Annotated in this window: 21 protein-coding genes and 1 tRNA gene; all 22 read left to right on the top strand. The window is 65.6% G+C overall.

The features are described 5' to 3' along the window. Positions 1–151 precede the first annotated feature (151 nt). Positions 152–1042: a YghX family hydrolase gene (yghX, locus tag ACDP63_RS21095; protein ID WP_028710833.1), complete on the top strand. Its 891-nt coding sequence runs from the start codon at positions 152–154 to the stop codon at positions 1040–1042. Positions 1043–1093: 51 nt separating this feature from the next. Further along, positions 1094–1486 carry a VOC family protein gene (locus tag ACDP63_RS21100; protein ID WP_024845747.1) on the top strand — a complete coding sequence of 131 codons (393 nt, stop codon included), beginning with the start codon at positions 1094–1096 and terminating at the stop codon, positions 1484–1486. Further along, entirely contained in the window at positions 1483–1896 is a 414-nt protein-coding gene (locus ACDP63_RS21105) for a GFA family protein (RefSeq protein ID WP_024845746.1), read from the top strand. The genes ACDP63_RS21100 and ACDP63_RS21105 overlap by 4 nt, the downstream gene beginning before the upstream one ends. Positions 1897–2121: 225 nt before the next feature. Next, positions 2122–2763 carry a CatB-related O-acetyltransferase gene (locus ACDP63_RS21110; RefSeq protein WP_409928609.1) on the top strand — a complete coding sequence of 214 codons (642 nt, stop codon included), beginning with the start codon at positions 2122–2124 and terminating at the stop codon, positions 2761–2763. A gap of 194 nt (positions 2764–2957) precedes the next feature. Next, positions 2958–4799 carry an ABC transporter ATP-binding protein gene (locus ACDP63_RS21115; RefSeq protein ID WP_024845744.1) on the top strand — a complete coding sequence of 614 codons (1842 nt, stop codon included), beginning with the start codon at positions 2958–2960 and terminating at the stop codon, positions 4797–4799. Between the two features lie 50 nt (positions 4800–4849). After that, positions 4850–4925 (top strand) — tRNA-Trp (locus ACDP63_RS21120). A 49-nt stretch (positions 4926–4974) separates the two neighbouring features. After that, complete coding sequence (locus ACDP63_RS21125; RefSeq protein WP_024845743.1) at positions 4975–5850, top strand: hypothetical protein; 876 nt, start codon at positions 4975–4977, stop codon at positions 5848–5850. A gap of 79 nt (positions 5851–5929) precedes the next feature. Then, complete coding sequence (gene secE / locus ACDP63_RS21130; protein WP_024845742.1) at positions 5930–6124, top strand: preprotein translocase subunit SecE; 195 nt, start codon at positions 5930–5932, stop codon at positions 6122–6124. Positions 6125–6319: 195 nt separating this feature from the next. Further along, positions 6320–6859, top strand: coding sequence for a transcription termination/antitermination protein NusG (gene nusG / locus ACDP63_RS21135; protein WP_024845741.1), 540 nt, complete (start codon positions 6320–6322; stop codon positions 6857–6859). A gap of 101 nt (positions 6860–6960) precedes the next feature. After that, positions 6961–7413 carry a 50S ribosomal protein L11 gene (gene rplK / locus ACDP63_RS21140; RefSeq protein ID WP_024845740.1) on the top strand — a complete coding sequence of 151 codons (453 nt, stop codon included), beginning with the start codon at positions 6961–6963 and terminating at the stop codon, positions 7411–7413. Positions 7414–7416: 3 nt separating this feature from the next. Further along, positions 7417–8115: a 50S ribosomal protein L1 gene (gene rplA, locus ACDP63_RS21145; RefSeq protein ID WP_024845739.1), complete on the top strand. Its 699-nt coding sequence runs from the start codon at positions 7417–7419 to the stop codon at positions 8113–8115. 257 nt (positions 8116–8372) lie between these two features. After that, positions 8373–8888 (top strand): 50S ribosomal protein L10, encoded by a 516-nt coding sequence (gene rplJ / locus ACDP63_RS21150; RefSeq protein ID WP_024845738.1) that lies wholly within the window; start codon positions 8373–8375, stop codon positions 8886–8888. Between the two features lie 67 nt (positions 8889–8955). Further along, a complete protein-coding gene (gene rplL / locus ACDP63_RS21155; protein WP_409928610.1) occupies positions 8956–9330 on the top strand; it encodes a 50S ribosomal protein L7/L12 in 375 nt (124 codons plus the stop codon). Between the two features lie 240 nt (positions 9331–9570). Continuing rightward, on the top strand, positions 9571–13719 hold the full coding sequence (gene rpoB / locus ACDP63_RS21160; protein WP_024845737.1) for a DNA-directed RNA polymerase subunit beta: 4149 nt from the start codon (positions 9571–9573) through the stop codon (positions 13717–13719). 49 nt (positions 13720–13768) lie between these two features. Next, the gene (gene rpoC / locus ACDP63_RS21165; protein WP_409928611.1) at positions 13769–17977 is read left to right on the top strand and encodes a DNA-directed RNA polymerase subunit beta'; all 4209 of its coding nucleotides are present in this window, start codon (positions 13769–13771) and stop codon (positions 17975–17977) included. 235 nt (positions 17978–18212) lie between these two features. Continuing rightward, positions 18213–18488: a zinc ribbon domain-containing protein gene (locus ACDP63_RS21170; RefSeq protein ID WP_024845735.1), complete on the top strand. Its 276-nt coding sequence runs from the start codon at positions 18213–18215 to the stop codon at positions 18486–18488. 160 nt (positions 18489–18648) lie between these two features. Then, positions 18649–19590 (top strand): DMT family transporter, encoded by a 942-nt coding sequence (locus ACDP63_RS21175; protein ID WP_024845734.1) that lies wholly within the window; start codon positions 18649–18651, stop codon positions 19588–19590. Then, entirely contained in the window at positions 19590–20411 is an 822-nt protein-coding gene (locus tag ACDP63_RS21180; RefSeq protein WP_024845733.1) for a putative rhamnosyl transferase, read from the top strand. The genes ACDP63_RS21175 and ACDP63_RS21180 overlap by 1 nt, the downstream gene beginning before the upstream one ends. A gap of 256 nt (positions 20412–20667) precedes the next feature. Next, the gene (rpsL, locus tag ACDP63_RS21185) at positions 20668–21039 is read left to right on the top strand and encodes a 30S ribosomal protein S12 (protein ID WP_010399029.1); all 372 of its coding nucleotides are present in this window, start codon (positions 20668–20670) and stop codon (positions 21037–21039) included. A gap of 12 nt (positions 21040–21051) precedes the next feature. Continuing rightward, positions 21052–21522 carry a 30S ribosomal protein S7 gene (gene rpsG, locus ACDP63_RS21190; RefSeq protein ID WP_011747098.1) on the top strand — a complete coding sequence of 157 codons (471 nt, stop codon included), beginning with the start codon at positions 21052–21054 and terminating at the stop codon, positions 21520–21522. An 18-nt stretch (positions 21523–21540) separates the two neighbouring features. Then, a complete protein-coding gene (gene fusA / locus ACDP63_RS21195; RefSeq protein ID WP_024845732.1) occupies positions 21541–23664 on the top strand; it encodes an elongation factor G in 2124 nt (707 codons plus the stop codon). A gap of 86 nt (positions 23665–23750) precedes the next feature. After that, positions 23751–23853: GTP-binding protein (locus ACDP63_RS21200; RefSeq protein ID WP_195930770.1), on the top strand; the 103-nt coding region annotated here is incomplete at its 3' end.

Genomic DNA, 23853 nt, shown 5'->3' on the forward strand with positions numbered 1-23853 from the left:
TTTCTGCTTGCCGCGGCGCGGCAGCCGGGGCGCTGCCCCGGACCCCGGGATATTTCGGCAAGAAAGAAGCAAGGCAAAGCGGACGCGCGGGAGAGGGGCCGGAGAGGGTTTTTCATGCTATCCTTGCGCCAGCAGGCAAAGGGAGAGGACGATGACCGAACGCAGGAAGGCTTCCGATTTCCATCCCCGCATCCTCGAGATCTTCGACGGCTATGTGCATGGGCGCATCGGCAAGCGGGAGTTCATGGTGCAGGCGGCGCAATTCGCCACCGCCGGGATGAGCGCCGCGGCGATCTTCGAGGCGCTGCGGCCAAATTACGCCCTGGCCCAGCAGGTACCGCCCGACGACCCCGCCATCGCGACCCAGGCCGTGAGCTATGACAGCCCCGCGGGCAATGGCCGCATCAGCGGGCTGATGGCGCGGCCGGCCGGGGCGCAGGGCAAGCTGCCCGCCGTGCTGGTGGTGCACGAGAACCGCGGGCTGAACCCCTATATCGAGGATGTCGTGCGTCGCCTGGGCAAGGCGGGCTACCTGGCCTTCGGGCCGGACGGGTTGAGCCCGCTTGGCGGCTATCCCGGCAATGACGAGCAGGGGCGCGAGATGCAGGCCGGCCTCGACCCGGTGAAGCTGATGGAGGATTTCTTTGCCGCCCATGAATTCCTGCGCGACCATGCCGATTCGACCGGCAAGGTCGGCGCGGTCGGCTTCTGCTATGGCGGCGGGGTCTGCAACGCGCTGGCGGTGGCCTATCCCGAACTGGCCGCCTCGGTACCCTTCTACGGCCGCCAGCCCCGTCCCGAGGAAGTGGCGCAGATCCAGGCGCCGCTGATGCTGCATTATGCCGAGCACGACGAGCGCGTGAACGAGGGCTGGCCGGCCTATGAGGCGGCGCTGAAGGAGCATGGCAAGGAATACCAGGCCTTTTTCTATCCCGGCACCCAGCACGGCTTCCACAATGACACAACGCCGCGCTACGACGAGGCGGCGGCGGAACTGGCCTGGCAGCGGACGCTGGATTTCTTCGCCGCAAAGCTCTCCTGACGCGAATTGTCAGCAGGACGGGGCGATCCTTGCCGGGAAAGGAGATTTCGCATGATCGACCATATCGGATTTCCCGTCTCGGACCTGGCCCGCTCGCGCGCTTTCTACGACCGGGCGCTGGTGCCGCTGGGCATCGGGCTGCTGATGGAGGTGACCGAAGAGATGACCGGCGGCCATGGCGCGCATCTGGGCTATGGCCGCGAGGGCAAGCCGTTCTTCTGGATCGGCAGCGGCCGGTCTGCCGGTCCGGGCACTCATGTCGCCTTTGCCGCGCCCGACCGGGCGACGGTGGACGCCTTTCATGCCGCCGCGCTGGCCGCGGGCGGGCAGGACAACGGTGCGCCGGGGCTGCGGCCGGAATACCATCCCGGCTATTATGGCGCCTTCGTGCTCGACCCTGACGGCAACAATATCGAGGCCGTCCACCACGGAGAGCCGGCATGACCGCCTATCACGGCTCCTGTTTCTGCGGCGCCGTCCGCTTCGAGGCCGAGGGCGACCTGTCGCAAGGCACCATGCGCTGCAATTGCAGCTTCTGCCGCAAGATGCGCTATTGGGAGATGCGGTTGCCCGACCCGGAACGCTTCCGCATCACCCATGGCGCCGAGATGCTGGCCGAGACCCCGCGCCGGCAGCAGGACGGTGTGGACATGCACCATATGTTCTGCGCCCGCTGCGGGACGAGGCTGTGGACTGAGGGCAACCTGGAAGAGATGGGCGGCCGCTTCGTCCAGGTCTGCGTCAGTGCGCTGGACGATGTGTCCGAGGCCGAGCTGATCGCCGCCCCGGTCTTCTATGCCGACGGCGCGCATGACGCCTGGTGGAACCCCGCACCCGAGACCCGGCACCTGTGACCGCAGGCCGCGCGCCGCATGCGCTTTCTCCGTTTTCCAAATACTCCGGGGGAGCCCCGCAGGGGCGGGGGCGGAGCCCCCCGGCGCCAGCGCATCCAGGCCCGACTGCCGCCCCGGTTGCCTCGGCGGCGAAATCCCGCTATGGTGCCTGCCGCAGCAGAGGAGAACGGTGTCATGGACAACTCGCAAATCTGACCTTTCACGGACGGATTGAAGAGGATTCCCATGACTGCCCACTTCCTTGATGCGGCTTTGCCCCATCCCATGCGCTTTCCCGACGGCACTCTGAACCGGGGGCTGGTGCATCTGAACCGGGTGATCGACCATCCGAATATCGAGATCGGCGATTTCACCTATGCCAGCAGCTTCGACCCGCCGGACGACTGGGCGGCGCGGCTGGCGCCCTATACCTATGCCGGCGCGCCCGAGCGGCTGGTGATCGGGCGGTTCTGCCAGATCGCCGACCGGGTGCGGATCGTCACCGCCTCGGCCAATCATCCGATGGCCGGGATCTCGACCTATCCCTTCGCGATCTTCGACCATGCGCGGGTCGGCGATTACATCGACCAGATCAGCGGCTTGCCGGATACGGTGATCGGCCACGATGTCTGGATCGGCGACGGCGCCACCATCCTGCCGGGCGCGCGGATCGGCAGCGGCGTCATCATCGGCGCCGGCGCGGTGGTCGGGGGCGTGGTGCCGGATTACGCGGTGGTCGCGGGCAATCCCGGTCGTGTCATAAGGCTGCGCTTCGACGATGCCACCATCGCCCGGCTCATGGCGTTGCAATGGTGGCACTGGCCCGTGGCGCGGCTCGCCCGCGCCACCGCCGCGCTNTGGTCGCGGGCAATCCCGGTCGTGTCATAAGGCTGCGCTTCGACGATGCCACCATCGCCCGGCTCATGGCGTTGCAATGGTGGCACTGGCCCGTGGCGCGGCTCGCCCGCGCCACCGCCGCGCTGGCCCGTGCCGATGTCGCGGCGCTTGAGGAACTGGCCGCCTGAGGCGGCGCGACGAAACGAACCGGGCAAGCGCCCGGACTGATGCGAATGAGGTCTGTCATGTTCAGCTGGTTCGAGCGCCGGCTTGATCCCTATCCCGCCGATCCGCCGCGCATGCCGCCGCAGGGGCTGTGGCGGTTCATCCTGCATTTCTCGCGCGGGGCCGAGGGCTACATGCTGGCGATGGCCGCCTGCTCGGCGATGATCGCCGTGGCCGAGGTGGTGCTGTTCGGCTATCTGGGCGAGCTGGTGAACCGGCTGGCCGGCGCCGATCGCGAGAATTTCTGGGCGGTCGAGGGCAACCGGCTGATCCTGATGGGCGCGATCCTGGTGATCGGCCTGCCGCTGCTGCAGGTGCTGTTCTCGCTCTTGATGCACCAGACGCTGATGGGCAATTTCCCGCAGCGCATCCGCTGGCAGGCGCATCGCTATCTGCTGCGCCAGTCGATGAGCTATTTCCAGGACGAGTTCGCCGGCCGCATCGCCACCAAGCTGATGCAGACCGCACTGGCGGTGCGCGAAGTGGCGATGAAGTTCATGGACGTGCTGGTCTATGTCGGGGTCTATTTCATCGGCGCGCTGATCCTGGCCGCCTCGACCGACGGCTGGCTGGCATTGCCCTTTGCCGGCTGGGGCATCCTCTACGGGCTTCTGCTGTGGTGGCTGATCCCGCGCATCGGCCGCATCAGCGAGGCGCAGGCCGATGCCCGCGCGGTGATGACCGGCCGGGTGGTGGACAGCTATACCAACATCTCGACGGTGAAGCTGTTCTCGCATTCATCGCGCGAGGAAGCCTATGTCCGCGAAAGCATGGACGGTTTCCTGCAGACGGTGCATGGGCAGATGCGGCTGGCCTCGATCCAGAACATCCTGCTGTCCACGCTGAACTCGCTCCTGACCTTCTCGGTCACGGTGCTGGGCCTGTGGCTGTGGGTCGGCGGCAAGATCGAGGTCGGCGCGGTCGCCGTGGCCATCCCGCTGGCGCTTCGGCTGGGCAACATGTCGCATTGGATCATGTGGGAATTCGCCGGGCTCTTCGAGAATATCGGCACGGTGCGCGACGGCATCGGCTCGCTGTCCTTGCCGCGCATGGTGACGGATGCGCGCGGTGCGCGCCCGCTTTCGGTGCCCGAGGGGCGGGTCGAGTTCGACCGCGTCACCTTCCGCTATGGCGAGGCGGCGCGGCCCGGCCGCGGCGCGGTGCTGGACGACCTGAGCCTGGCCATCGCGCCGGGCGAGCGGATCGGGCTGGTCGGGCGCTCGGGCGCGGGCAAGTCGACGCTGGTGAACCTGATGCTGCGCTTCCACGACCTGGAATCGGGCCGCATCCTGATCGACGGCCAGGACATCGCGCAGGTCACGCAGGAAAGCCTGCGCGCCGCCATCGGCGTGGTGACGCAGGACACCTCGCTCTTGCACCGCTCGATCCGCGACAATATCGCTTATGGCCGGCCGGACGCGTCCGAGGCCGAGATCCTGCGCGCCGCCGAACTGGCCGAGGCGGATTTCATCGCCGGCCTGACCGATTCGCAGGGCCGGCGCGGGCTTGACGCCCATGTCGGCGAACGCGGGGTCAAGCTGTCGGGCGGCCAGCGCCAGCGCATCGCCATCGCGCGGGTGCTGCTGAAGGACGCGCCGATCCTGGTGCTGGACGAGGCGACCAGCGCCCTGGACAGCGAGGTCGAGGCGGCGATCCAGTCGCAGCTCGACATGCTGATGCAAGGCAAGACGGTGATCGCCATCGCGCATCGGCTGTCGACCATCGCGCGCATGGACCGGCTGGTGGTGATGGAGCAGGGCCGCATCGTCGAGCAGGGCACGCATGAGGCGCTGCTGGCGCGCGGCGGCATCTATGCCGGCCTCTGGGCGCGGCAGTCCGGCGGGTTTCTTGAGGCCGAGTGATCTTCCCTCTTGAACCCCGCCCGGACCTGCCGTAATCAGCAGCGCGGCCTAGGGGTATAGCTCAGTTGGTAGAGCATCGGTCTCCAAAACCGAGGGTCGGGGGTTCGAGTCCCTCTGCCCCTGCCAGCCGCTTCCCGTGTCAAGCCGCGTGCCTTCCGATCCCTGCCGAGATCCCATGGCGCTGAGCATACATCTGGGGGCGCACAAGACCGCCTCGACCCATCTGCAATTTTCCCTGCGCCAGGTGCGCGACCGGCTGCTTGGCGCCGGGCTGGCCTATGTCGATCCGGCCATGCTGCGCGGTCAGCCGCTATCGCTTTCTGCCGTCCTGGCCCAGGGCATCGGCGGGCGGGACCAGGACTCCGCCCGGCGGATGCTGCTGGACATGCGGCAGGGCTGCCGCGATCTGCTGATCTCGGAAGAAAACATCCTGGGCATGACCCATCGCAGCCGGCTGTTTTCCCGGCGCGGCGAGATCTATCCCCGCGCGGCGCAGCGGCTGCGGCATGTCATCGCCCTGGCGGGCGGCGGGCCTGCGGTGGTGTATCTGTCGTTGCGCGACCCCGCCTCCTTCAACGTCTCGGCCTTCGCGCTCCAGGTTGCCGGCGGCAAGGAGATCGACATCCATTCCTATCTGGGCGGCCGCGACCCGGCGCGCTCGGCCTGGGCGGGGCTGGTCGGACGGTTGGCGGCGGTCGAGGGGGTCTCGCGCATCGTGCTGTGGCGCTACGAGGATTATCCGGCGCTACGCCCGCGGCTGCTTGAACGGCTGCTGCCCGCCGGCCTTGCGGCCGAGGTGCCCGACCCGCCGCCCGCCAATGTCAGCCTGACCCAGGCCGGCTACGACTGGCTGCTGCGCCGCGCCGCCTCGGGCGACGGCATCGACCAGCGGATCCTGGCGCGGCGCGCGCGCGAGCGTTTCCAGCCCGCCTCGGGCCATGCCCGGCTGCGCCTGCTGGATGACGAGACCCATGCCCGTTCGGCCTGGAACTATGCGCAGGACATCGCCGCCCTGCGCGCCATGCCGGGGGTCGAGTTCCTGGAGCCGTGATCGCCCCCCGCTCAGATCGGCGCTTGAAATGCCGGCCGGTGCAGGCTATCTGACCCGCTGCAAGACCGAAGGAAAATCCATGGCCAATCCCGTCCAGTTCATCAGCCAGGTCCGTGCCGAGCTTGGCAAGATCACCTGGCCCACGCGCCGCGAGGTGGTGACGACCACGATCATGGTCTTCATCATGGCGACGCTGGCCTCGATCTTCTTCTTCCTCGTGGACCTGCTGATCAAGACCGGGCTTTCGGTCGTGATCAACCTGGTCGGCAGCTGAGGGCTTGCATTGAGGGGCAGGGGGCGTTATGTCCGCCCGACCTGCCCGTGATACGGCGTGCATCGATTCGGTCGTGCGCGCCGATTTCAATTTGGCCGGCGCCTGCGGCATGTGCCCAAGGGTGGGTCGGGGCGGGTAAGGAATTCAATGGGTTGGCCTTGGCCTGCCCGGAAGGAAACAGGGGTCGATCGAGACATGGCAAAGCGTTGGTATTCGGTCAGCGTCCTGTCGAACTTTGAAAAGAAGGTCGCCGAGGCGATTCGCCAGGCCGTTGTCGAAAAGGGCCTGGAAGACGAGATCGACGAGGTGCTGGTCCCGACCGAGGAAGTGATCGAGATCCGCCGCGGCAAGAAGGTCACCTCCGAGCGCCGCTTCATGCCCGGCTATGTGCTGGTGCGCATGGAACTGTCGGACAAGACCTATCACCTGGTGAACTCGATCAACCGCGTGACCGGTTTCCTGGGTGCCCAGGGCAAGCCGATGCCGATGCGCGACGACGAGGTCAACGCGATCCTGCATCGCACCGGCGAGGGCGGGGCCGAGGTCGCGCCGCGCAACCTGATCCGGTTCGATGTGGGCGAAAAGGTGAACGTGACCGACGGGCCCTTCGAGGGCTTCTCGGGCATGGTCGAGGAAGTGGACGAGGCCGCGAACCGCATCAAGGTCACGGTGTCCATCTTTGGCCGCCCGACGCCGGTGGAACTGGAATTCACGCAGGTCGCCAAGACCGCGTGATCGTCTGCGGGAGGCGCCGGCCCTTCGGGGCGCAGCCGTACCGCTAAGTCGGCCCCATCGGTCCAATAACGGGCGGGGCGTGATGATAAGGAGAGGGCCAGATGGCCAAGAAAGTTGTCGGCAGCCTCAAGCTGCAAATCAAGGCGGGTCAGGCGAACCCGTCCCCGCCCGTCGGCCCGGCCCTGGGTCAGCGCGGCATCAACATCATGGAATTCTGCAAGGCGTTCAACGCCAAGACGCAGGAGATGGAGCAGGGCGCCCCTGTTCCGGTCGTGATCACCTATTACGCCGACAAGTCCTTCACCTTCGAGACCAAGACGCCCCCGGCCTCGTTCCTGCTGAAGAAGGCCGCCGGCCTGAAGCCGGTCGGCAAGCGCAACCGCGCCAAGGGTTCGGAAAAGCCCGGCCGCCAGGTCGCCGGCACCGTGACCGCCAAGCAGGTCCGCGAGATCGCCGAAGCCAAGATGAAGGATCTGTCCGCCAACGACATCGAGGCCGCGATGCAGATCATCCTGGGCTCGGCGCGTTCGATCGGCATCGAGGTGAAAGGCTAAGCCATGGCTAAACTGTCGAAAAAGCAAGCCGCCGCCCGCGCCGCCTTTGCCGGCAAGGCGAATCTTCCCGTCGAGGAAGCCGTCAAGCTGGTCAAGGAGAACGCCAGCGCGAAATTCGACGAGACCGTCGAGATCGCGATGAACCTGGGCGTCGATCCCCGCCACGCCGACCAGATGGTCCGCGGCGTCGTGACCCTGCCCAACGGCACCGGCAAGGATGTGCGCGTCGCCGTCTTCGCCCGCGGCCCCAAGGCTGACGAGGCGAAGGCCGCCGGCGCCGAGATCGTCGGTGCGGAAGACCTGATGGAGACGATCCAGTCGGGCAAGATCGAGTTCGATCGCTGCATCGCCACGCCGGACATGATGCCGCTGGTCGGCCGTCTGGGCAAGATCCTGGGTCCGCGCAACCTGATGCCGAACCCCAAGGTCGGCACGGTGACGATGGACGTGAAGGCCGCCGTCGAGGCCGCCAAGGGCGGCGAGGTCCAGTTCAAGGCCGAGAAGGCGGGCGTGGTCCATGCCGGTGTCGGCAAGGCCTCGTTCGATGCCGAGAAGCTGGCCGAGAACATCCGCGCCTTCGTGGATGCGGTGAACCGGGCCAAGCCGTCGGGCGCCAAGGGTACCTATGTCAAGAAGGTCTCGATCAGCTCGACCATGGGTCCGGGCGTGTCGCTGGACCTGTCTTCGGCGGTCGCGCAGTAAGCGCGCAAGAATTTCGCCGGCACCCTGCAACAGGGTCCGGCGAATGGCGGGGCAGCGATGCCCCGTCCTGTCCGAGACGGAGGGTGCCGACCCGATACGCTATCTGGCCGGCTTAATCGTCCTTCCTGAGATGGGATCAAGACCATTTTCCGAAGGTTTCTTCGGGGGATCTTGGGACCGTCACGGACCCATCCGGTCGCTGTTCGGGCGGCTGGAAAGTGAGAGCCGGGGGGAAACCCCCAACTTGGAGTGAAACCGTGGATAGAGCGCAAAAAGAACAGGTGGTCGAAGAACTCGGCCAGATCTTTGAAGCCTCTGGCGTCGTGGTGGTTGCCCGCTACGAGGGAATGACGGTTGCCCAGATGCAGGACCTGCGCGCGCAGATGCGCGAAGCCGGCGGGTCCGTTCGCGTTGCCAAGAACAGGCTCGCCAAGATCGCCCTGGATGGGAAGCCTTGCGCAAGCATCGCCGACTATCTGACGGGTATGACCGTGCTCGCCTATTCCGAAGACCCGGTGGCTGCCGCCAAGGTCGCGGATAAATACGCCAAGGGGAACGACAAGTTCGTGATCCTGGGCGGTGCGATGGGCGACACGGCGCTTGACCCGGCCGGTGTGAAGGCCGTGGCCCAGATGCCGTCGCGCGAGGAGCTTATCGCTTCGATCGTGGCCTGCATCGGTGCCCCTGCTTCCAACATCGCGGGCGCGATCGGCGCACCTGCCAGCAACATCGCGGGCATCCTCTCGACTCTGGAAGAGCGCGAGGCCGCCTGAGGCAATCCCCATTCCGTCGTGGGGTTGAAACCCCGACGTTGGAACACTTAATGGAAAGAACGGAAAAATGGCTGATCTGAAGAAACTCGCCGAAGAAATCGTGGGCCTGACCCTGCTGGAAGCCCAGGAACTGAAGAACATCCTGAAAGACGAATACGGCATCGAGCCCGCCGCCGGCGGCGCCGTGATGGTTGCCGGCCCGGCCTCTGGCCCGGCTGAAGCCGCCGAAGAAAAAACCGAATTCGACGTCGTCCTGGTGGACGCCGGCGCCAACAAGATCAACGTGATCAAGGAAGTGCGCGGCATCACCGGCCTGGGCCTGAAAGAAGCCAAGGATCTGGTCGAAGCCGGCGGCAAGGTGAAAGAGGGTGCCTCGAAAGCCGATGCCGAAGAAATGAAGAAGAAGCTCGAAGCGGCTGGCGCCAAGGTCGAGCTGAAGTAATTGGCCGTTTCGGCCGGTTGATTTCGGAAGAATTGGGCAGGGTCCGGGGTTTCCCGGTCCCTGCCGAACCTGTCTTGAAGGACGGTTTCGCGAGCAGACCTTCCTTCAGGGCATGTTCGGGGTTCGGGAGCTGCGCGGTGGGACGCGCGGCACGAATGGAACCCCGCCCCTCATTCGCCGCCTTGCGCCGGTCGGGCCCCGACGGCCGGTGCAAGCGAAAGACGAAAGGTAAGACCCTCTATGGCGCAAGCTTATGTCGGCCAGAAACGCATCCGGCGTTACTATGGCAATATCCGCGAAGTTCTGGAGATGCCGAACCTGATCGAGGTTCAGAAATCTTCCTATGACCTGTTCCTGCGCTCGGGCGAGGGCGAAGGCCATCAGGACGGCGAAGGCATCCAGGGCGTCTTCCAGTCGGTGTTCCCGATCAAGGACTTCAACGAGACGGCGACGCTGGAATTCGTGAAATACGAGCTGGAAAAGCCGAAATACGACGTGGACGAGTGCCAGAGCCGCGACATGACCTACGCCGCGCCGCTGAAGGTGACGCTGCGCCTGATCGTGTTCGATGTCGACGAGGCGACCGGCGCCAAATCGGTCAAGGACATCAAGGAACAGGATGTCTACATGGGCGACATGCCGCTGATGACGCAGAACGGGACGTTCATCGTGAACGGGACCGAGCGCGTCGTCGTGTCGCAGATGCACCGCTCGCCCGGCGTGTTCTTCGACCATGACCGCGGCAAGACCCATTCCTCGGGCAAGCTGCTGTTCGCCTGCCGCATCATTCCCTATCGCGGTTCGTGGCTGGATTTCGAGTTCGACGCCAAGGATCTGGTCTTCGCGCGCATCGACCGCCGCCGCAAGCTGCCGGTGACGACGCTGCTCTATGCCCTCGGCATGGACCAGGAGGGCATCATGGATGCCTTCTACAACACCGTGGACTACAAGCTGCAGCGCGCCGGCAAGGGGCAGGCCGCGGGCTGGGTCACGAAATTCTTCCCCGAGCGGGTGCGCGGCACCCGTCCGACCTATGACCTGGTGAACGCCGAGACCGGCGAGATCATCACCAAGGCCGGCGACAAGGTGACGCCGCGGCTGGTCAAGCAGCTGCTTGAACAAGGCGACGTGAACCTGCTGCTGCCCTTCGAGAAGATCATCGGCCGCTTTGTCGCGAAAGACATCATCAACGAGCAGACCGGCCTGATCTATGCCGAGGCCGGCGACGAGATCACCGTCGAATACGACCGCGACGGCGAGATCTCGGGCGGGCTGCTGAAGGTGCTGCTGGACAACGGCATCGAGGACATCCCGGTCCTCGACATCGACCATGTCAATGTCGGCCCCTATATCCGCAACACCATGGCGGCGGACAAGAACATGAGCCGCGAAGGCGCGCTGATGGACATCTATCGCGTCATGCGCCCGGGCGAGCCGCCGACCGTCGAGGCCGCCTCGGCGCTGTTCGGCAGCCTGTTCTTCGACAGCGAACGCTATGACCTGTCCGCCGTGGGCCGGGTCAAGATGAACATGCGCCTTGACCTGGATGCGCCGGACACCCAGCGCACCCTGCGCAAGGAGGACATCATCGCCTGTATCCGCGGGCTGGTGGAACTGCGCGACGGCAAGGGCGAGATCGACGACATCGACCACCTCGGCAACCGCCGGGTGCGCTCGGTCGGCGAGCTGATGGAGAACCAGTATCGCATCGGCCTGCTGCGCATGGAACGCGCGATCCGCGAGCGCATGTCGGGCGTCGAGATCGACACCGTGATGCCGCAGGACCTGATCAACGCCAAGCCGGCCGCGGCCGCGGTGCGCGAGTTCTTCGGCTCGTCGCAGCTGTCGCAGTTCATGGACCAGACCAACCCGCTGTCGGAAGTCACTCACAAGCGGCGCCTTTCGGCGCTTGGTCCGGGCGGTCTGACCCGCGAGCGCGCCGGCTTCGAGGTGCGCGACGTTCACCCGACCCATTACGGCCGGATGTGCCCGATCGAGACGCCGGAAGGCCAGAACATCGGCCTGATCAACAGCCTGGCGACCTTTGCCCGCGTGAACAAATACGGCTTCATCGAGACCCCCTATCGCAAGGTGGTCGAGGGCAAGGTCACCGACGAGGTGGTCTACATGTCCGCGACCGAGGAGATGCGCCACACCATCGCCCAGGCCAATGCGACGCTGGACGCAGACGGCAAGTTCGTGGACGAGCTGGTCTCGACCCGTCAGGCCGGCGACTTCATGCTGAACCCGGTCGAGGCCGTGGACCTGATCGACGTGTCGCCGAAACAGCTGGTTTCGGTTGCCGCGGCGCTGATCCCCTTCCTTGAAAACGACGACGCCAACCGCGCGCTGATGGGCTCGAACATGCAGCGTCAGGCGGTTCCGCTGCTGCGGGCCGAGGCGCCCTTCGTCGGCACCGGCATGGAAGCGACCGTGGCGCGCGATTCCGGCGCTGCGATCATGGCGCGCCGGGGCGGCATCATCGACCAGGTCGATGCGCAGCGTATCGTTATCCGCGCGACCGAGGATCTGGGCGCCGGCGACGCGGGCGTGGACATCTATCGCCTGCGCAAGTTCAAGCGGTCCAACCAGTCCTCGACCATCAACCAGCGCCCGCTGGTCAAGGTGGGCGACAGGGTGGTCAAGGGCCAGGTCGTGGCCGACGGTCCCTCGACCGATCAGGGCGAGCTGGCGATCGGCCGCAATGTGGTCGTGGCCTTCATGCCCTGGAACGGCTACAACTACGAGGACTCGATCCTGATCTCGGAGCGGATCCACCGCGACGACGTGTTCACCTCGATCCATATCGACGAATACGAGGTGGCGGCCCGCGACACCAAGCTGGGCCCCGAGGAGATCACCCGCGACATCCCGAATGTCGGCGAGGAGGCGCTGCGCAACCTCGACGAGGCCGGCATCGTCTATATCGGCGCCGAAGTGGGTCCGGGCGACATCCTGGTCGGCAAGATCACCCCCAAGGGTGAATCGCCGATGACGCCGGAAGAGAAACTGCTGCGCGCCATCTTCGGCGAAAAGGCCAGCGACGTGCGCGACACCTCGCTGCGCCTGCCGCCGGGGGCTTACGGCACCATCGTCGAGGTCCGGGTGTTCAACCGCCACGGCGTCGACAAGGACGAGCGCGCGCTGCAGATCGAGCGCGAGGAAGTCGAGCGCCTGGCCCGCGACCGCGACGACGAGCTGGCGATCCTGGAGCGCAATATCTATGCGCGCCTGAAATCGCTTATCATGGGCAAGGAAGTCGTCAAGGGGCCGAAAGGCATCCGCGCCGGCGCCGTGGTGGACGAGGATCTGCTGGGCCAGCTGAGCCGCGGCCAGTGGTGGCAGCTTGCCGTCGCCGACGAGGATACCGCCAAGGAAGTCGAGGCGCTGAACCAGCAATTCGACGCGCAGAAGCGGGCCTTGGACAACCGTTTCGACGACAAGGTCGAAAAGGTGCGCCAGGGCGACGACCTGCCTCCGGGCGTGATGAAGATGGTCAAGGTTTTCGTCGCGGTGAAGCGCAAGCTGCAGGCGGGCGACAAGATGGCCGGCCGTCACGGCAACAAGGGCGTCGTCTCCAAGGTCGTGCCGATCGAGGACATGCCCTTCCTGTCCGATGGCACCCCGGTCGACCTGGTGCTGAACCCGCTGGGCGTGCCCTCGCGGATGAACGTCGGGCAGATCCTGGAGACGCATATGGGCTGGGCCTCGCGCGGGCTGGGCATCAAGATCGACGAGGCGCTGCAGGATTATCGCCGCAACGGCGACATGTCCCCGGTGCGCGAGGCGATGCGGAACGGCTATGGCGACGATTTCTATGCCGAGACCTTTGAGGGCATGGATGACGAGACCCTGCTGGAGCATGCCGATGCGGTGCGCGGCGGCGTTCCCATCGCCACGCCGGTCTTCGACGGCGCGAAAGAGGCGGATGTGAACGACGCGCTGCGCCGTGCGGGTTTCGACAGCTCGGGCCAGTCCATCGTCTTCGACGGCCGCACCGGCGAGCAGTTCGCGCGTCCGGTCACGGTCGGGATGAAATACGTCCTGAAGCTGCACCACCTTGTCGACGACAAGATGCACGCGCGTTCGACCGGGCCTTACTCGCTTGTCACGCAGCAACCGCTGGGCGGCAAGGCGCAGTTCGGCGGCCAGCGTCTGGGTGAGATGGAGGTCTGGGCCCTTGAGGCTTACGGCGCCGCCTATACCCTGCAGGAGATGCTGACGGTCAAGTCGGATGACGTGGCCGGCCGGACCAAGGTCTATGAGAGCATCGTCAAGGGCGAGGACAATTTCGAGGCCGGCGTGCCGGAATCGTTCAACGTGCTGGTCAAGGAGGTCCGGGGTCTGGGCCTCAACATGGAACTCCTGGATGCGGAGGACGAGGAGTGAGGGGGCGACCCCTCATCTCCCCCACCGCGCCCCTCATTAGGATTTGGAAATGAACCAGGAACTTGCCACCAACCCCCTGAACCCGCTGGCTGCGCCGCGGCAGTTCGACGAAATCAAGATCTCGCTGGCCTCGCCCGAGGAAATCCTCGCCTGGTCCTATGGCGAGGTGAAGAAGCCCGAGACCATCAACTACCGCACGTTCAAGCCCGAGCGTGACGGTCTGTTCTGCGCGCGCATCTTCGGTCCGATCAAGGATTACGAATGCCTCTGCGGCAAATACAAGCGCATGAAGTATCGCGGCCTGGTCTGCGAGAAATGCGGCGTCGAGGTGACGCTGCAGAAGGTCCGGCGCGAGCGCATGGGCCATATCGAACTGGCCGCTCCGGTCGCGCATATCTGGTTCCTGAAGTCGCTGCCCTCGCGCATCGGCCTGATGCTGGACATGACGCTGCGCGATCTTGAGCGCATCCTGTATTTCGAGAACTACGTCGTCATCGAGCCGGGTCTGACCGACCTTTCCTATGGTCAGCTGCTGACCGAGGAGGAGTTCCTGGACGCGCAGGACCAGTATGGCGCCGACGCCTTCACCGCCAATATCGGCGCCGAGGCGATCCGCGAGATGCTGGCCAATATCGATCTGGCCGCCACCGCCGAACAGCTGCGCGAGGAGCTGAAAGAGGCGACCGGCGAGCTGAAGCCGAAGAAGATCATCAAGCGTCTGAAGATCGTCGAGAGCTTCCTGGAATCGGGCAACCGTCCCGAATGGATGGTGCTGACCGTGATCCCGGTCATTCCGCCGGAACTGCGTCCGCTGGTGCCGCTGGACGGCGGCCGCTTCGCGACCTCGGACCTGAACGACCTCTATCGTCGCGTCATCAACCGCAACAACCGCCTGAAGCGGCTGATCGAGCTGCGCGCGCCCGACATCATCGTCCGTAACGAAAAGCGGATGCTGCAAGAGTCGGTCGATGCGCTGTTCGACAACGGCCGCCGCGGCCGCGTCATCACCGGCAACAACAAGCGGCCGCTGAAATCGCTGTCGGACATGCTGAAGGGCAAGCAGGGCCGGTTCCGCCAGAACCTGCTGGGCAAGCGCGTGGACTTCTCGGGCCGTTCGGTGATCGTGACCGGTCCCGAGCTGAAGCTGCATCAGTGCGGGTTGCCGAAGAAAATGGCGCTCGAGCTGTTCAAGCCCTTCATCTATTCGCGGCTTGAGGCGAAGGGGCTTTCGTCCACCGTCAAGCAGGCGAAGAAGCTGGTCGAGAAGGAACGCCCCGCGGTCTGGGACATCCTGGACGAGGTGATCCGCGAGCATCCGGTGCTGCTGAACCGCGCGCCGACGCTGCACCGCCTGGGCATCCAGGCCTTCGAGCCGATCCTGATCGAGGGCAAGGCGATCCAGCTGCATCCGCTGGTCTGCTCGGCCTTCAACGCCGACTTCGACGGCGACCAGATGGCCGTCCACGTCCCGCTCTCGCTGGAAGCCCAGCTTGAGGCGCGCGTGCTGATGATGTCCACGAACAACGTGCTGTCGCCCGCCAACGGCGCGCCGATCATCGTGCCGTCGCAGGACATGGTCCTTGGTCTCTACTACACGACCATGGAACGCGAGGGCATGAAGGGCGAAGGCATGGTCTTTGCCAACCTCGAAGAGGTGGAGCACGCGCTGGCCTCCGGCGCGGTGCATCTGCATGCCCGCATCACCGCCCGCCTGCCGCAGATCGACGAGAACGGCAACGAGGTCATCAAGCGTTTCGAGACCACGCCGGGCCGGATCCGGCTGGGCGCGCTCTTGCCCAAGAACGCCAAGGCGCCCTTCGAGCTGGTGAACCGCCTGCTGCGCAAGAAGGATATCCAGAACGTCATCGACACCGTCTACCGCTACTGCGGCCAGAAGGAATCGGTGATCTTCTGCGACCAGATCATGGGCTTGGGCTTCCGCGAGGCGTTCCGCGCCGGCATCTCCTTCGGCAAGGACGACATGGTCGTTCCGCCGACGAAATGGGACCTGGTCGAGGAAACCCAGGACCAGGTCAAGCAGTTCGAGCAGCAATACCTGGACGGGCTGATCACCCAGGGCGAGAAATACAACAAGGTCGTCGACGCCTGGTCGAAATGCAACGACCGCGTCACCGACGCCATGATGAAGACCATCTCGGCCACCAAGAAGGACGAGAACGGCGCCGAGCTGGAGCCGAACTCGGTCTACATGATGGCGCATTCGGGCGCGCGGGGCTCGGTCAGCCAGATGAAGCAGCTGGGCGGCATGCGCGGGTTGATGGCCAAGCCGAACGGCGAGATCATCGAGACGCCGATCATCTCGAACTTCAAGGAAGGTCTGACCGTTCTTGAATACTTCAACTCGACCCACGGCGCGCGCAAGGGGCTGTCGGACACCGCGCTCAAGACGGCGAACTCGGGCTACCTGACCCGCCGCCTGGTGGACGTGGCGCAGGACTGCATCATCCGCGAGCATGACTGCGGCACCGACCGGGCGATCACCGCCTCGGCGGCGGTCAACGACGGCGAGGTGGTCAGCCCGCTTTCCGAGCGCGTGCTGGGCCGCGTCGCGGCCGAGGACGTGCTGGTGCCGGGCGAGGACGTGGTCATCGTGCGCAAGAACGAGCTGATCGACGAGCGCAAGGCCGACGAGATCGAGGGCGCGGGCGTGCAGAACGTGCGCATCCGCTCGGCCCTGACCTGCGAGTCGGACGACGGTGTCTGCGCGCTCTGCTATGGCCGCGACCTGGCCCGCGGCACGCTGGTCAATATCGGCGAGGCGGTCGGCATCATCGCCGCGCAGTCCATCGGCGAGCCGGGCACGCAGCTGACGATGCGGACCTTCCACATCGGCGGCATCGCCCAGGGCGGCCAGCAGTCCTTCATCGCCGCGGCGCAGGAGGGCACGGTGGCTTTCGAGAACGAAAGCACGCTGGAAAACGCCAATGGCGAGCTGATCGTGATGAACCGCAACATGCAGCTGCACATCAAGTCGGCGACGGGCGAGACGCTGGCCAGCCACAAGCTGTTCTACGGCAGCAAGCTGTTCGTGCGCGAGGGCGATGCCGTGGCGCGCGGCCAGAAGATGTTCGAATGGGATCCCTATACCCTGCCGATCATCGCCGAGAAGGCCGGTATCGCGAAATATGTCGACCTCATCACCGGCCTTTCGGTCCGGGACGAGACCGACGACGCGACGGGCATGACGCAGAAGATCGTGACGGACTGGCGCTCGGCCCCCAAGGGCAACGAGCTGAAGCCCGAGATCATCATCGTCGACCAGGATGGCGAGCCGGTGCGCAACGAACAGGGCAACCCGGTCACCTATCCGATGTCGGTCGAGGCGATCCTCTCGGTCGAGGAAGGCCAGGAGATCCGCGCCGGCGACGTGGTGGCGCGTATCCCGCGCGAAGGCGCCAAGACCAAGGACATCACCGGGGGTCTGCCCCGCGTGGCGGAACTGTTCGAGGCCCGTCGTCCCAAGGATCACGCGATCATCGCCGAACTGGACGGCTATGTGCGCTTCGGCAAGGACTACAAGAACAAGCGCCGTATCGCCATCCAGCCCGCCGACGACACGCTGGAGCCGGTCGAATACATGGTGCCGAAAGGCAAGCACATCCCGGTGCAGGAAGGCGACTTCGTGCAGAAGGGCGACTACATCATGGACGGCAACCCGGCGCCGCATGACATCCTGCGCATCATGGGGATCGAGGCCCTGGCCGATTACCTGATCGACGAGGTGCAGGACGTCTACCGGCTGCAAGGCGTGAAGATCAACGACAAGCACATCGAGGTGATCGTCCGCCAGATGCTGCAGAAGATCGAGATCCTCGACAGCGGCGACACCACGCTGCTGAAGGGCGAGCATGTCGACCGCGACGAGTTCGAGGAAGAGAACGCCAAGATCGAAGCCAAGGGCGGCCGTCCGGCCACCGGCGAGCCGGTGCTCTTGGGCATCACCAAGGCGTCGCTGCAGACCCGCAGCTTCATCTCGGCCGCCTCGTTCCAGGAGACGACCCGCGTGCTGACCGAGGCCGCCGTCCAGGGCAAGCGCGACAAGCTGGTCGGCCTCAAGGAGAACGTGATCGTCGGCCGGCTGATCCCGGCCGGCACCGGCGGGGCCACGGCCCGCGTGCGCCGCATCGCCAGCGATCGCGACCACGAGGTGATCGAGGCGCGCCGGGCCGAGGCGGAAGCCGCCGCCGCGCTGATCGCGCCAGAGGACAGCCCGGCCGAGGTCGGCGGCGAGGACTGATCGCCCAGGGAAGGAAACAGGAAAGGCCCGGCAGCAATGCCGGGCCTTTTCGCTGTCGGCGGGCTTGCCTCTGTTCCGGCAATCTGGGATTGCATCGCGTGGGCATTATCCGCCGAAGGTTGCCTGGGCGCCTTCTTGCGGTGAACGGCCTGCCGTCCTGCCGATGCCCCTTGTGTTTCCGGGCCTCGGCCGGCCGGGGTAACGCCAGGGTAACGATTGTCGAGGAGGTACATCCATGCAGCTGTGTGGGCATTGCGGCTCGGAGGTTAAGGAAGGTTTTACGGTTTGCGCCGGCTGCGGGGCCAATCTGCGGCGCAGCCTGCGGCCGATCATCATCGGCGGGGCGGCGTTGGTTTTCGGCATGGCCATGCTGCTGGACGCCTTGCTGGCCTTGACCTCCAACTTCTCCTGGGCGCTCAGGAATGGCGGTATCGGCGGCGTCCTTGTTCTGGTCGGCTATCTGATCTTCCGATCGGGCTGGAAAAAGCAGTGGTACAGGCGCAACGCCTGAGCGCGGATTCCCTTGGGCCGGCAAGAGGTTCGCGGCCGCGGCACCGGGCGTTTCGTGGCCAAAAGGCCGCGCAACCGCCGAGCGGCTGCGGGCGCGCTTGACAGGCTATGGCTTTTCCATCGGCGCTTTCCTAAGCATTGGAAAACCGCCGGGAATCGCCATGCGCACGCCGCTTCTTTCATCGGGTCGAAAGGGTCGGCCGCCCGCCGAGCCGCAGGTCTTTTCCGCCAGCGCCGCCGACAACCTGCGCGGCTCGGCGCTGATGATGCTCAGCATGGCGGCCTTTATCTGCAATGACGCGCTGATGAAGGCGGTGACGCAAAGCCTGCCGCTTTACGAATCCATCGCCATCCGCGGTGCCATGGTGCTGCTGACCATGGTGCTGATCGCGCGGGCCCAGGGCGGCGTCCGGCTGCAGGTGCCGCGCGGCGATGTCCGGCCCTTGGCGCTGCGCACGGGGGCCGACGTGGTCTCGACGGTGTGCTACCTGCTGGCGCTGCGGCGCATGGCGCTGGCCGACATCTCGGCGATCATGCAGGCGCTGCCGCTGGCGGTGACGCTGGCGGCGGCGCTGTTCTTTCACGAAAGGCTGGGCTGGCGGCGGCTGCTGGCGATCGGCATCGGCTTTCTGGGCGTGCTGCTGATCCTGCGGCCGGGCACGGGCGCCTTCGACCTGTGGTCGGCGGTGGCGCTGGCGGCAATGCTGCTGATCGTGTTGCGCGACCTGGTGACGCGGACCTTCTCGGTCGGGGTCGGCTCCTCCGCCATCGCCTTTTACGCGGCGCTGGCAGTGATGCTGTCGGGCTTCGTGCTGGGCTGGACGGAAAGCTGGCGCGTTCCCACCCTGGCCGAATTTGCGCTGCTGGCCATGGCGGCGGGCTTCCTGACCGTGGGCTATATCACCGCCGTCGCCACCATGCGGGTAGGCGAGATCTCGGTTGTCGCGCCCTTCCGCTATACCTCGCTGGTCTGGGCGGTGGTGCTGGGGCTGGCGATCTTCGGTGAATGGCCGGACCTGTGGACCTGGGCCGGCTCGGCGCTGGTGGTGGGGGCGGGGATCTATACCATCCTGCGCGAGCGGCGGTTGCAGGGGAGGGGCTGATGCGGGTGCAGATGCTGGGCCTGTGCCGGTTTTCCTATCTCGGCGGGCGCGGTTTCCAGGTCATGCACGAGTCGCTGGAGCAGCGGCGGGCGTTCCTCTATGACCCCGCGCGGCTGGCGCGGCGCTGGTTCTGGTTCGAGCATGTCGCGCTGCCCGGCTGGCTGGCCCAGACCGACCCGGATTTCACCCTGGTGCTGATGACCGGGCCGGACCTGCCCGAGCCCTGGCTGTCGCGGCTGCGCGAGCTGGCCGGGATCATGCCGCAACTGCGGCTGGCCCTGGTCCCGCCGATGGAGCGGCATGTCGAAGCCTGCATGGTCGCCGTCGCCCCCCATGTCGAGGCGGGAGCGGATGTCGTCGGCCATTTCCGCCATGACGACGACGATGCCGTGGCGGTGGATTACATCCGCGACGCGCGCCGCGATTTCGCGGCGATGCAGCCGCTCTGGCAGCAAAGGCGCCGGCTGTCCTGCGACTATTCCCGCGGGGTGGTGCTGCGTGCGGGCGCGGGCGGGATCGACGCGGAACTGCGGATGATCCACAATGCCAGCGCGGCGCTGACCATCTATCTGCCGCCCGATGCCGGGCGCTGCGCGCTGCATTTCCCGCATTGGAAGGTGGCGATGTCCATGCCCGGCGTGACCTTGCCCGGCAAGGTGATGTATGCGCGTATGCTGCATCGCGACAACGACTCGGGCGCGGTCGGCGCCGGCTATCCGGTCGAGGGGCAGGGGGCTGCGATGCCAGCCTTGCTGGCCGACCGTTTCCGCATCGACCTGCCCGGACTGGACGAGGGCGCGCGGCGCCTGTGGCAGGGGTGAGGAGCGGTGGCGGGGTTGTTGACTCACCCCCGGTTTGCCCATATACGCGCCTTCACCCGTCAGGAATCTGATCGGGGCCCAGAACCTCTGTGGTCATGATCCGGGCCGAATGCCCCGATCCTCTGGTAATTCAGCCCGTCCTCCCCGGTCTCGGGGACAGGATGGGTTGTGGCGTTTCACGATGCGCGTGATTCGCCGTCGAGAAGTGGCGCAGCCGGTGGCTGCGAGTATTGACGAAAGCAAGACGGGGAACCGAATGCCGACGATCCAACAGCTGATCCGCAAACCGCGGCAGCCCAAGGTGCAGCGCTCGAAGTCGCAGCACCTGCAATCCTGCCCGCAGAAGCGGGGCGTATGCACGCGCGTCTATACCACGACGCCGAAAAAGCCGAACTCGGCCATGCGTAAGGTGGCCAAGGTCCGCCTGACCAATGGCTTCGAGGTGATCTCCTACATCCCGGGCGAAAAGCACAACCTGCAGGAACACAGCGTCGTGCTGATCCGCGGCGGCCGGGTGAAAGACCTTCCGGGTGTCCGCTACCACATCCTGCGCGGTGTTCTGGATACCCAGGGCGTCAAGGATCGTCGTCAGCGTCGTTCGAAATACGGCGCCAAGCGTCCGAAGTAAGGAGATAGGCACATGTCCCGTCGTCACGCCGCTGAGAAGCGCGAAGTCCTGCCCGACGCCAAATATGGCGATCGCGTGCTGACCAAATTCATGAACAACCTGATGATCGACGGCAAGAAATCGGTTGCCGAACGCATCGTCTACAACGCCCTCGACCGCGTCCAGGGCAAGCTGAAGCGCGAGCCGATCGAAGTCTTCCACGAAGCCCTCGACAACGTGAAGCCCTCGGTCGAGGTGCGCTCGCGCCGGGTCGGCGGCGCCACCTATCAGGTTCCGGTCGAGGTCCGTCCGTCGCGCCGCGAGGCCCTGGCGATCCGCTGGCTGATCGACGCGTCGAAAAAGCGCAACGAGCACACCATGGAAGAGCGCCTCGCGGGCGAGCTGGCCGACGCGGTGAACGGCCGCGGCACCGCCGTCAAGAAGCGTGAGGACACGCACAAGATGGCCGACGCCAACAAGGCGTTCAGCCACTACCGCTGGTAACCGGAAGGAAGGCCCTTTATGGCACGCGAATATCCGCTGGAGCGCTACCGGAACTTCGGGATCATGGCCCATATCGACGCGGGCAAGACCACGACGACCGAGCGCATCCTGTTCTATACCGGCAAGAACCACAAGATGGGCGAGACGCACGAAGGTGCGTCCACCATGGACTGGATGGAGCAGGAAGCCGAGCGCGGCATCACCATCACCTCGGCGGCGACCACGACCTTCTGGCAGCGCCACGAGGATCCCGACTTCACCCCCGATGACAAGGAGCGTTGCCGCTTCAACATCATCGACACCCCCGGCCACGTCGACTTCACCATCGAGGTCGAGCGTTCGCTGGCGGTGCTGGACGGCGCGATCTGCCTGCTGGACGGCAATGCCGGCGTCGAGCCGCAGACCGAGACCGTCTGGCGCCAGGCCGACCGCTACAAGGTTCCGCGGATCGTCTTCGTCAACAAGATGGACAAGATCGGCGCCGATTTCTTCAAATGCGTCGCCATGATCAAGGACCGCACCGGCGGCACCCCCTGCCCGATCGCCCTGCCGATCGGCGCCGAGGACAAGCTGGAAGGCATCGTCGACCTGATCAAGATGGAAGAATGGGTCTGGAGGGGCGAGGATCTGGGCGCCTCCTGGATTCGCCAGCCGATCCGCGACGAGCTTCAGGACGTCGCCGAGGAATGGCGCGGCAAGATGATCGAACTCGCCGTCGAACAGGACGACGAGGCGATGGAAGCCTACCTGGAAGGCAACGAGCCCGACGAGGCGACGCTGCGCAAGCTGATCCGCAAGGGCACGCTGTCGCTGTCCTTCTTCCCGGTCATGGCCGGTTCCGCCTTCAAGAACAAGGGCGTGCAGCCGCTGCTGAACGCCGTGGTGGACTTCCTGCCGGCGCCGACCGACGTTCCCGCCTATATGGGCTTTGCCCCGGGCGACGAGACGGAAGAGCGCAACATCGCCCGTCACGCCTCGGATTCGGACCCGTTCTCGGCCCTGGCGTTCAAGATCATGAACGACCCCTTCGTCGGCTCGCTGACCTTCACGCGGATCTATTCTGGCCAGCTCAAGAAGGGCGACCAGATGCTGAACTCGACCAAGGGCAAGCGCGAGCGCGTCGGCCGGATGATGGTCATGCATGCCATCAACCGCGAGGAAATCGACGAGGCTTTCGCCGGCGACATCATCGCCCTGGCCGGGCTGAAGGAAACCACCACGGGCGACACGCTTTGCGATCCCGCGAAGCCGGTGGTCCTGGAAACCATGACCTTCCCCGAGCCGGTGATCGAGATCGCCGTCGAGCCGAAGTCCAAGGCCGACCAGGAGAAGATGGGCCTGGCCCTGCAGCGCCTGGCCGCCGAAGACCCGTCCTTCCGCGTCGAAACCGATCTGGAATCGGGTCAGACCATCATGAAGGGCATGGGCGAACTTCACCTCGACATCCTGGTGGACCGCATGAAGCGCGAGTTCAAGGTCGAGGCGAATATCGGCGCGCCGCAGGTGGCTTACCGCGAGACGATCAGCCAGCCGGCCGAGATCGACTATACGCATAAGAAGCAGACCGGCGGCACCGGCCAGTTCGCGCGCGTCAAGCTGGAAATCCAGCCGACCGAACCGGGCGAGGGCTATTCCTTCGAAAGCCGCATCGTCGGCGGTGCCGTGCCCAAGGAATACATTCCGGGCGTCGAGAAGGGCATCAAGTCGGTGATGGATTCGGGCCCGCTGGCCGGCTTCCCGGTGATCGACTTCAAGGTGGCGCTGATCGACGGTGCCTTCCATGACGTCGACTCCTCGGTCCTGGCCTTCGAGATCGCGGCGCGTGCCGCCATGCGCGAGGGGCTGAAGAAGGCGGGGGCCAAGCTGCTCGAGCCGATCATGCGCGTCGAGGTGGTTACGCCGGAGGAATATACCGGTTCGATCATCGGCGACCTGACCAGCCGTCGCGGCATGGTCCGCGGCCAGGACTCGCGCGGCAATGCGAACGTCATCGACGCCTTCGTGCCGCTGGCCAACATGTTCGGCTACATCAACAACCTGCGCTCGATGTCCTCGGGCCGCGCGGTGTTCACGATGCAGTTCGACCATTACGAGGCCGTGCCGCAGAACATCTCGGACGAGATCCAGAAGAAATACGCGTAATCCCGGCGGTGCGTGGGCAACCGCGCACCCTACCAACCCCGTAGGGTGCGTGGTTGCACGCACCGTCAACATAAGGAGCCATGCCCATGGCAAAGGCAAAGTTTGAACGGACGAAACCGCACGTCAACATCGGGACGATCGGTCACGTTGACCACGGCAAGACGACGCTGACGGCTGCGATCACCAAGT

The sequence above is a fragment of the Paracoccus sp. P2 genome (assembly GCF_046335115.1).
Classification (GTDB): Bacteria; Pseudomonadota; Alphaproteobacteria; order Rhodobacterales; family Rhodobacteraceae; genus Paracoccus; species Paracoccus pantotrophus.

What these genes read in the sequence shown, in the direction of transcription:
- yghX (WP_028710833.1), top strand. Translation starts at nt 152, where the DNA reads ATGACCGAACGCAGGAAGGCTTCCGATTTCCATCCCCGCATCCTCGAG.
- ACDP63_RS21100 (WP_024845747.1), top strand. Translation starts at nt 1,094, where the DNA reads ATGATCGACCATATCGGATTTCCCGTCTCGGACCTGGCCCGCTCGCGC.
- ACDP63_RS21105 (WP_024845746.1), top strand. Translation starts at nt 1,483, where the DNA reads ATGACCGCCTATCACGGCTCCTGTTTCTGCGGCGCCGTCCGCTTCGAG.
- ACDP63_RS21115 (WP_024845744.1), top strand. Translation starts at nt 2,958, where the DNA reads ATGTTCAGCTGGTTCGAGCGCCGGCTTGATCCCTATCCCGCCGATCCG.
- ACDP63_RS21125 (WP_024845743.1), top strand. Translation starts at nt 4,975, where the DNA reads ATGGCGCTGAGCATACATCTGGGGGCGCACAAGACCGCCTCGACCCAT.
- secE (WP_024845742.1), top strand. Translation starts at nt 5,930, where the DNA reads ATGGCCAATCCCGTCCAGTTCATCAGCCAGGTCCGTGCCGAGCTTGGC.
- nusG (WP_024845741.1), top strand. Translation starts at nt 6,320, where the DNA reads ATGGCAAAGCGTTGGTATTCGGTCAGCGTCCTGTCGAACTTTGAAAAG.
- rplK (WP_024845740.1), top strand. Translation starts at nt 6,961, where the DNA reads ATGGCCAAGAAAGTTGTCGGCAGCCTCAAGCTGCAAATCAAGGCGGGT.
- rplA (WP_024845739.1), top strand. Translation starts at nt 7,417, where the DNA reads ATGGCTAAACTGTCGAAAAAGCAAGCCGCCGCCCGCGCCGCCTTTGCC.
- rplL (WP_409928610.1), top strand. Translation starts at nt 8,956, where the DNA reads ATGGCTGATCTGAAGAAACTCGCCGAAGAAATCGTGGGCCTGACCCTG.
- rpoB (WP_024845737.1), top strand. Translation starts at nt 9,571, where the DNA reads ATGGCGCAAGCTTATGTCGGCCAGAAACGCATCCGGCGTTACTATGGC.
- rpoC (WP_409928611.1), top strand. Translation starts at nt 13,769, where the DNA reads ATGAACCAGGAACTTGCCACCAACCCCCTGAACCCGCTGGCTGCGCCG.
- ACDP63_RS21170 (WP_024845735.1), top strand. Translation starts at nt 18,213, where the DNA reads ATGCAGCTGTGTGGGCATTGCGGCTCGGAGGTTAAGGAAGGTTTTACG.
- ACDP63_RS21175 (WP_024845734.1), top strand. Translation starts at nt 18,649, where the DNA reads ATGCGCACGCCGCTTCTTTCATCGGGTCGAAAGGGTCGGCCGCCCGCC.
- ACDP63_RS21180 (WP_024845733.1), top strand. Translation starts at nt 19,590, where the DNA reads ATGCGGGTGCAGATGCTGGGCCTGTGCCGGTTTTCCTATCTCGGCGGG.
- rpsL (WP_010399029.1), top strand. Translation starts at nt 20,668, where the DNA reads ATGCCGACGATCCAACAGCTGATCCGCAAACCGCGGCAGCCCAAGGTG.
- rpsG (WP_011747098.1), top strand. Translation starts at nt 21,052, where the DNA reads ATGTCCCGTCGTCACGCCGCTGAGAAGCGCGAAGTCCTGCCCGACGCC.
- fusA (WP_024845732.1), top strand. Translation starts at nt 21,541, where the DNA reads ATGGCACGCGAATATCCGCTGGAGCGCTACCGGAACTTCGGGATCATG.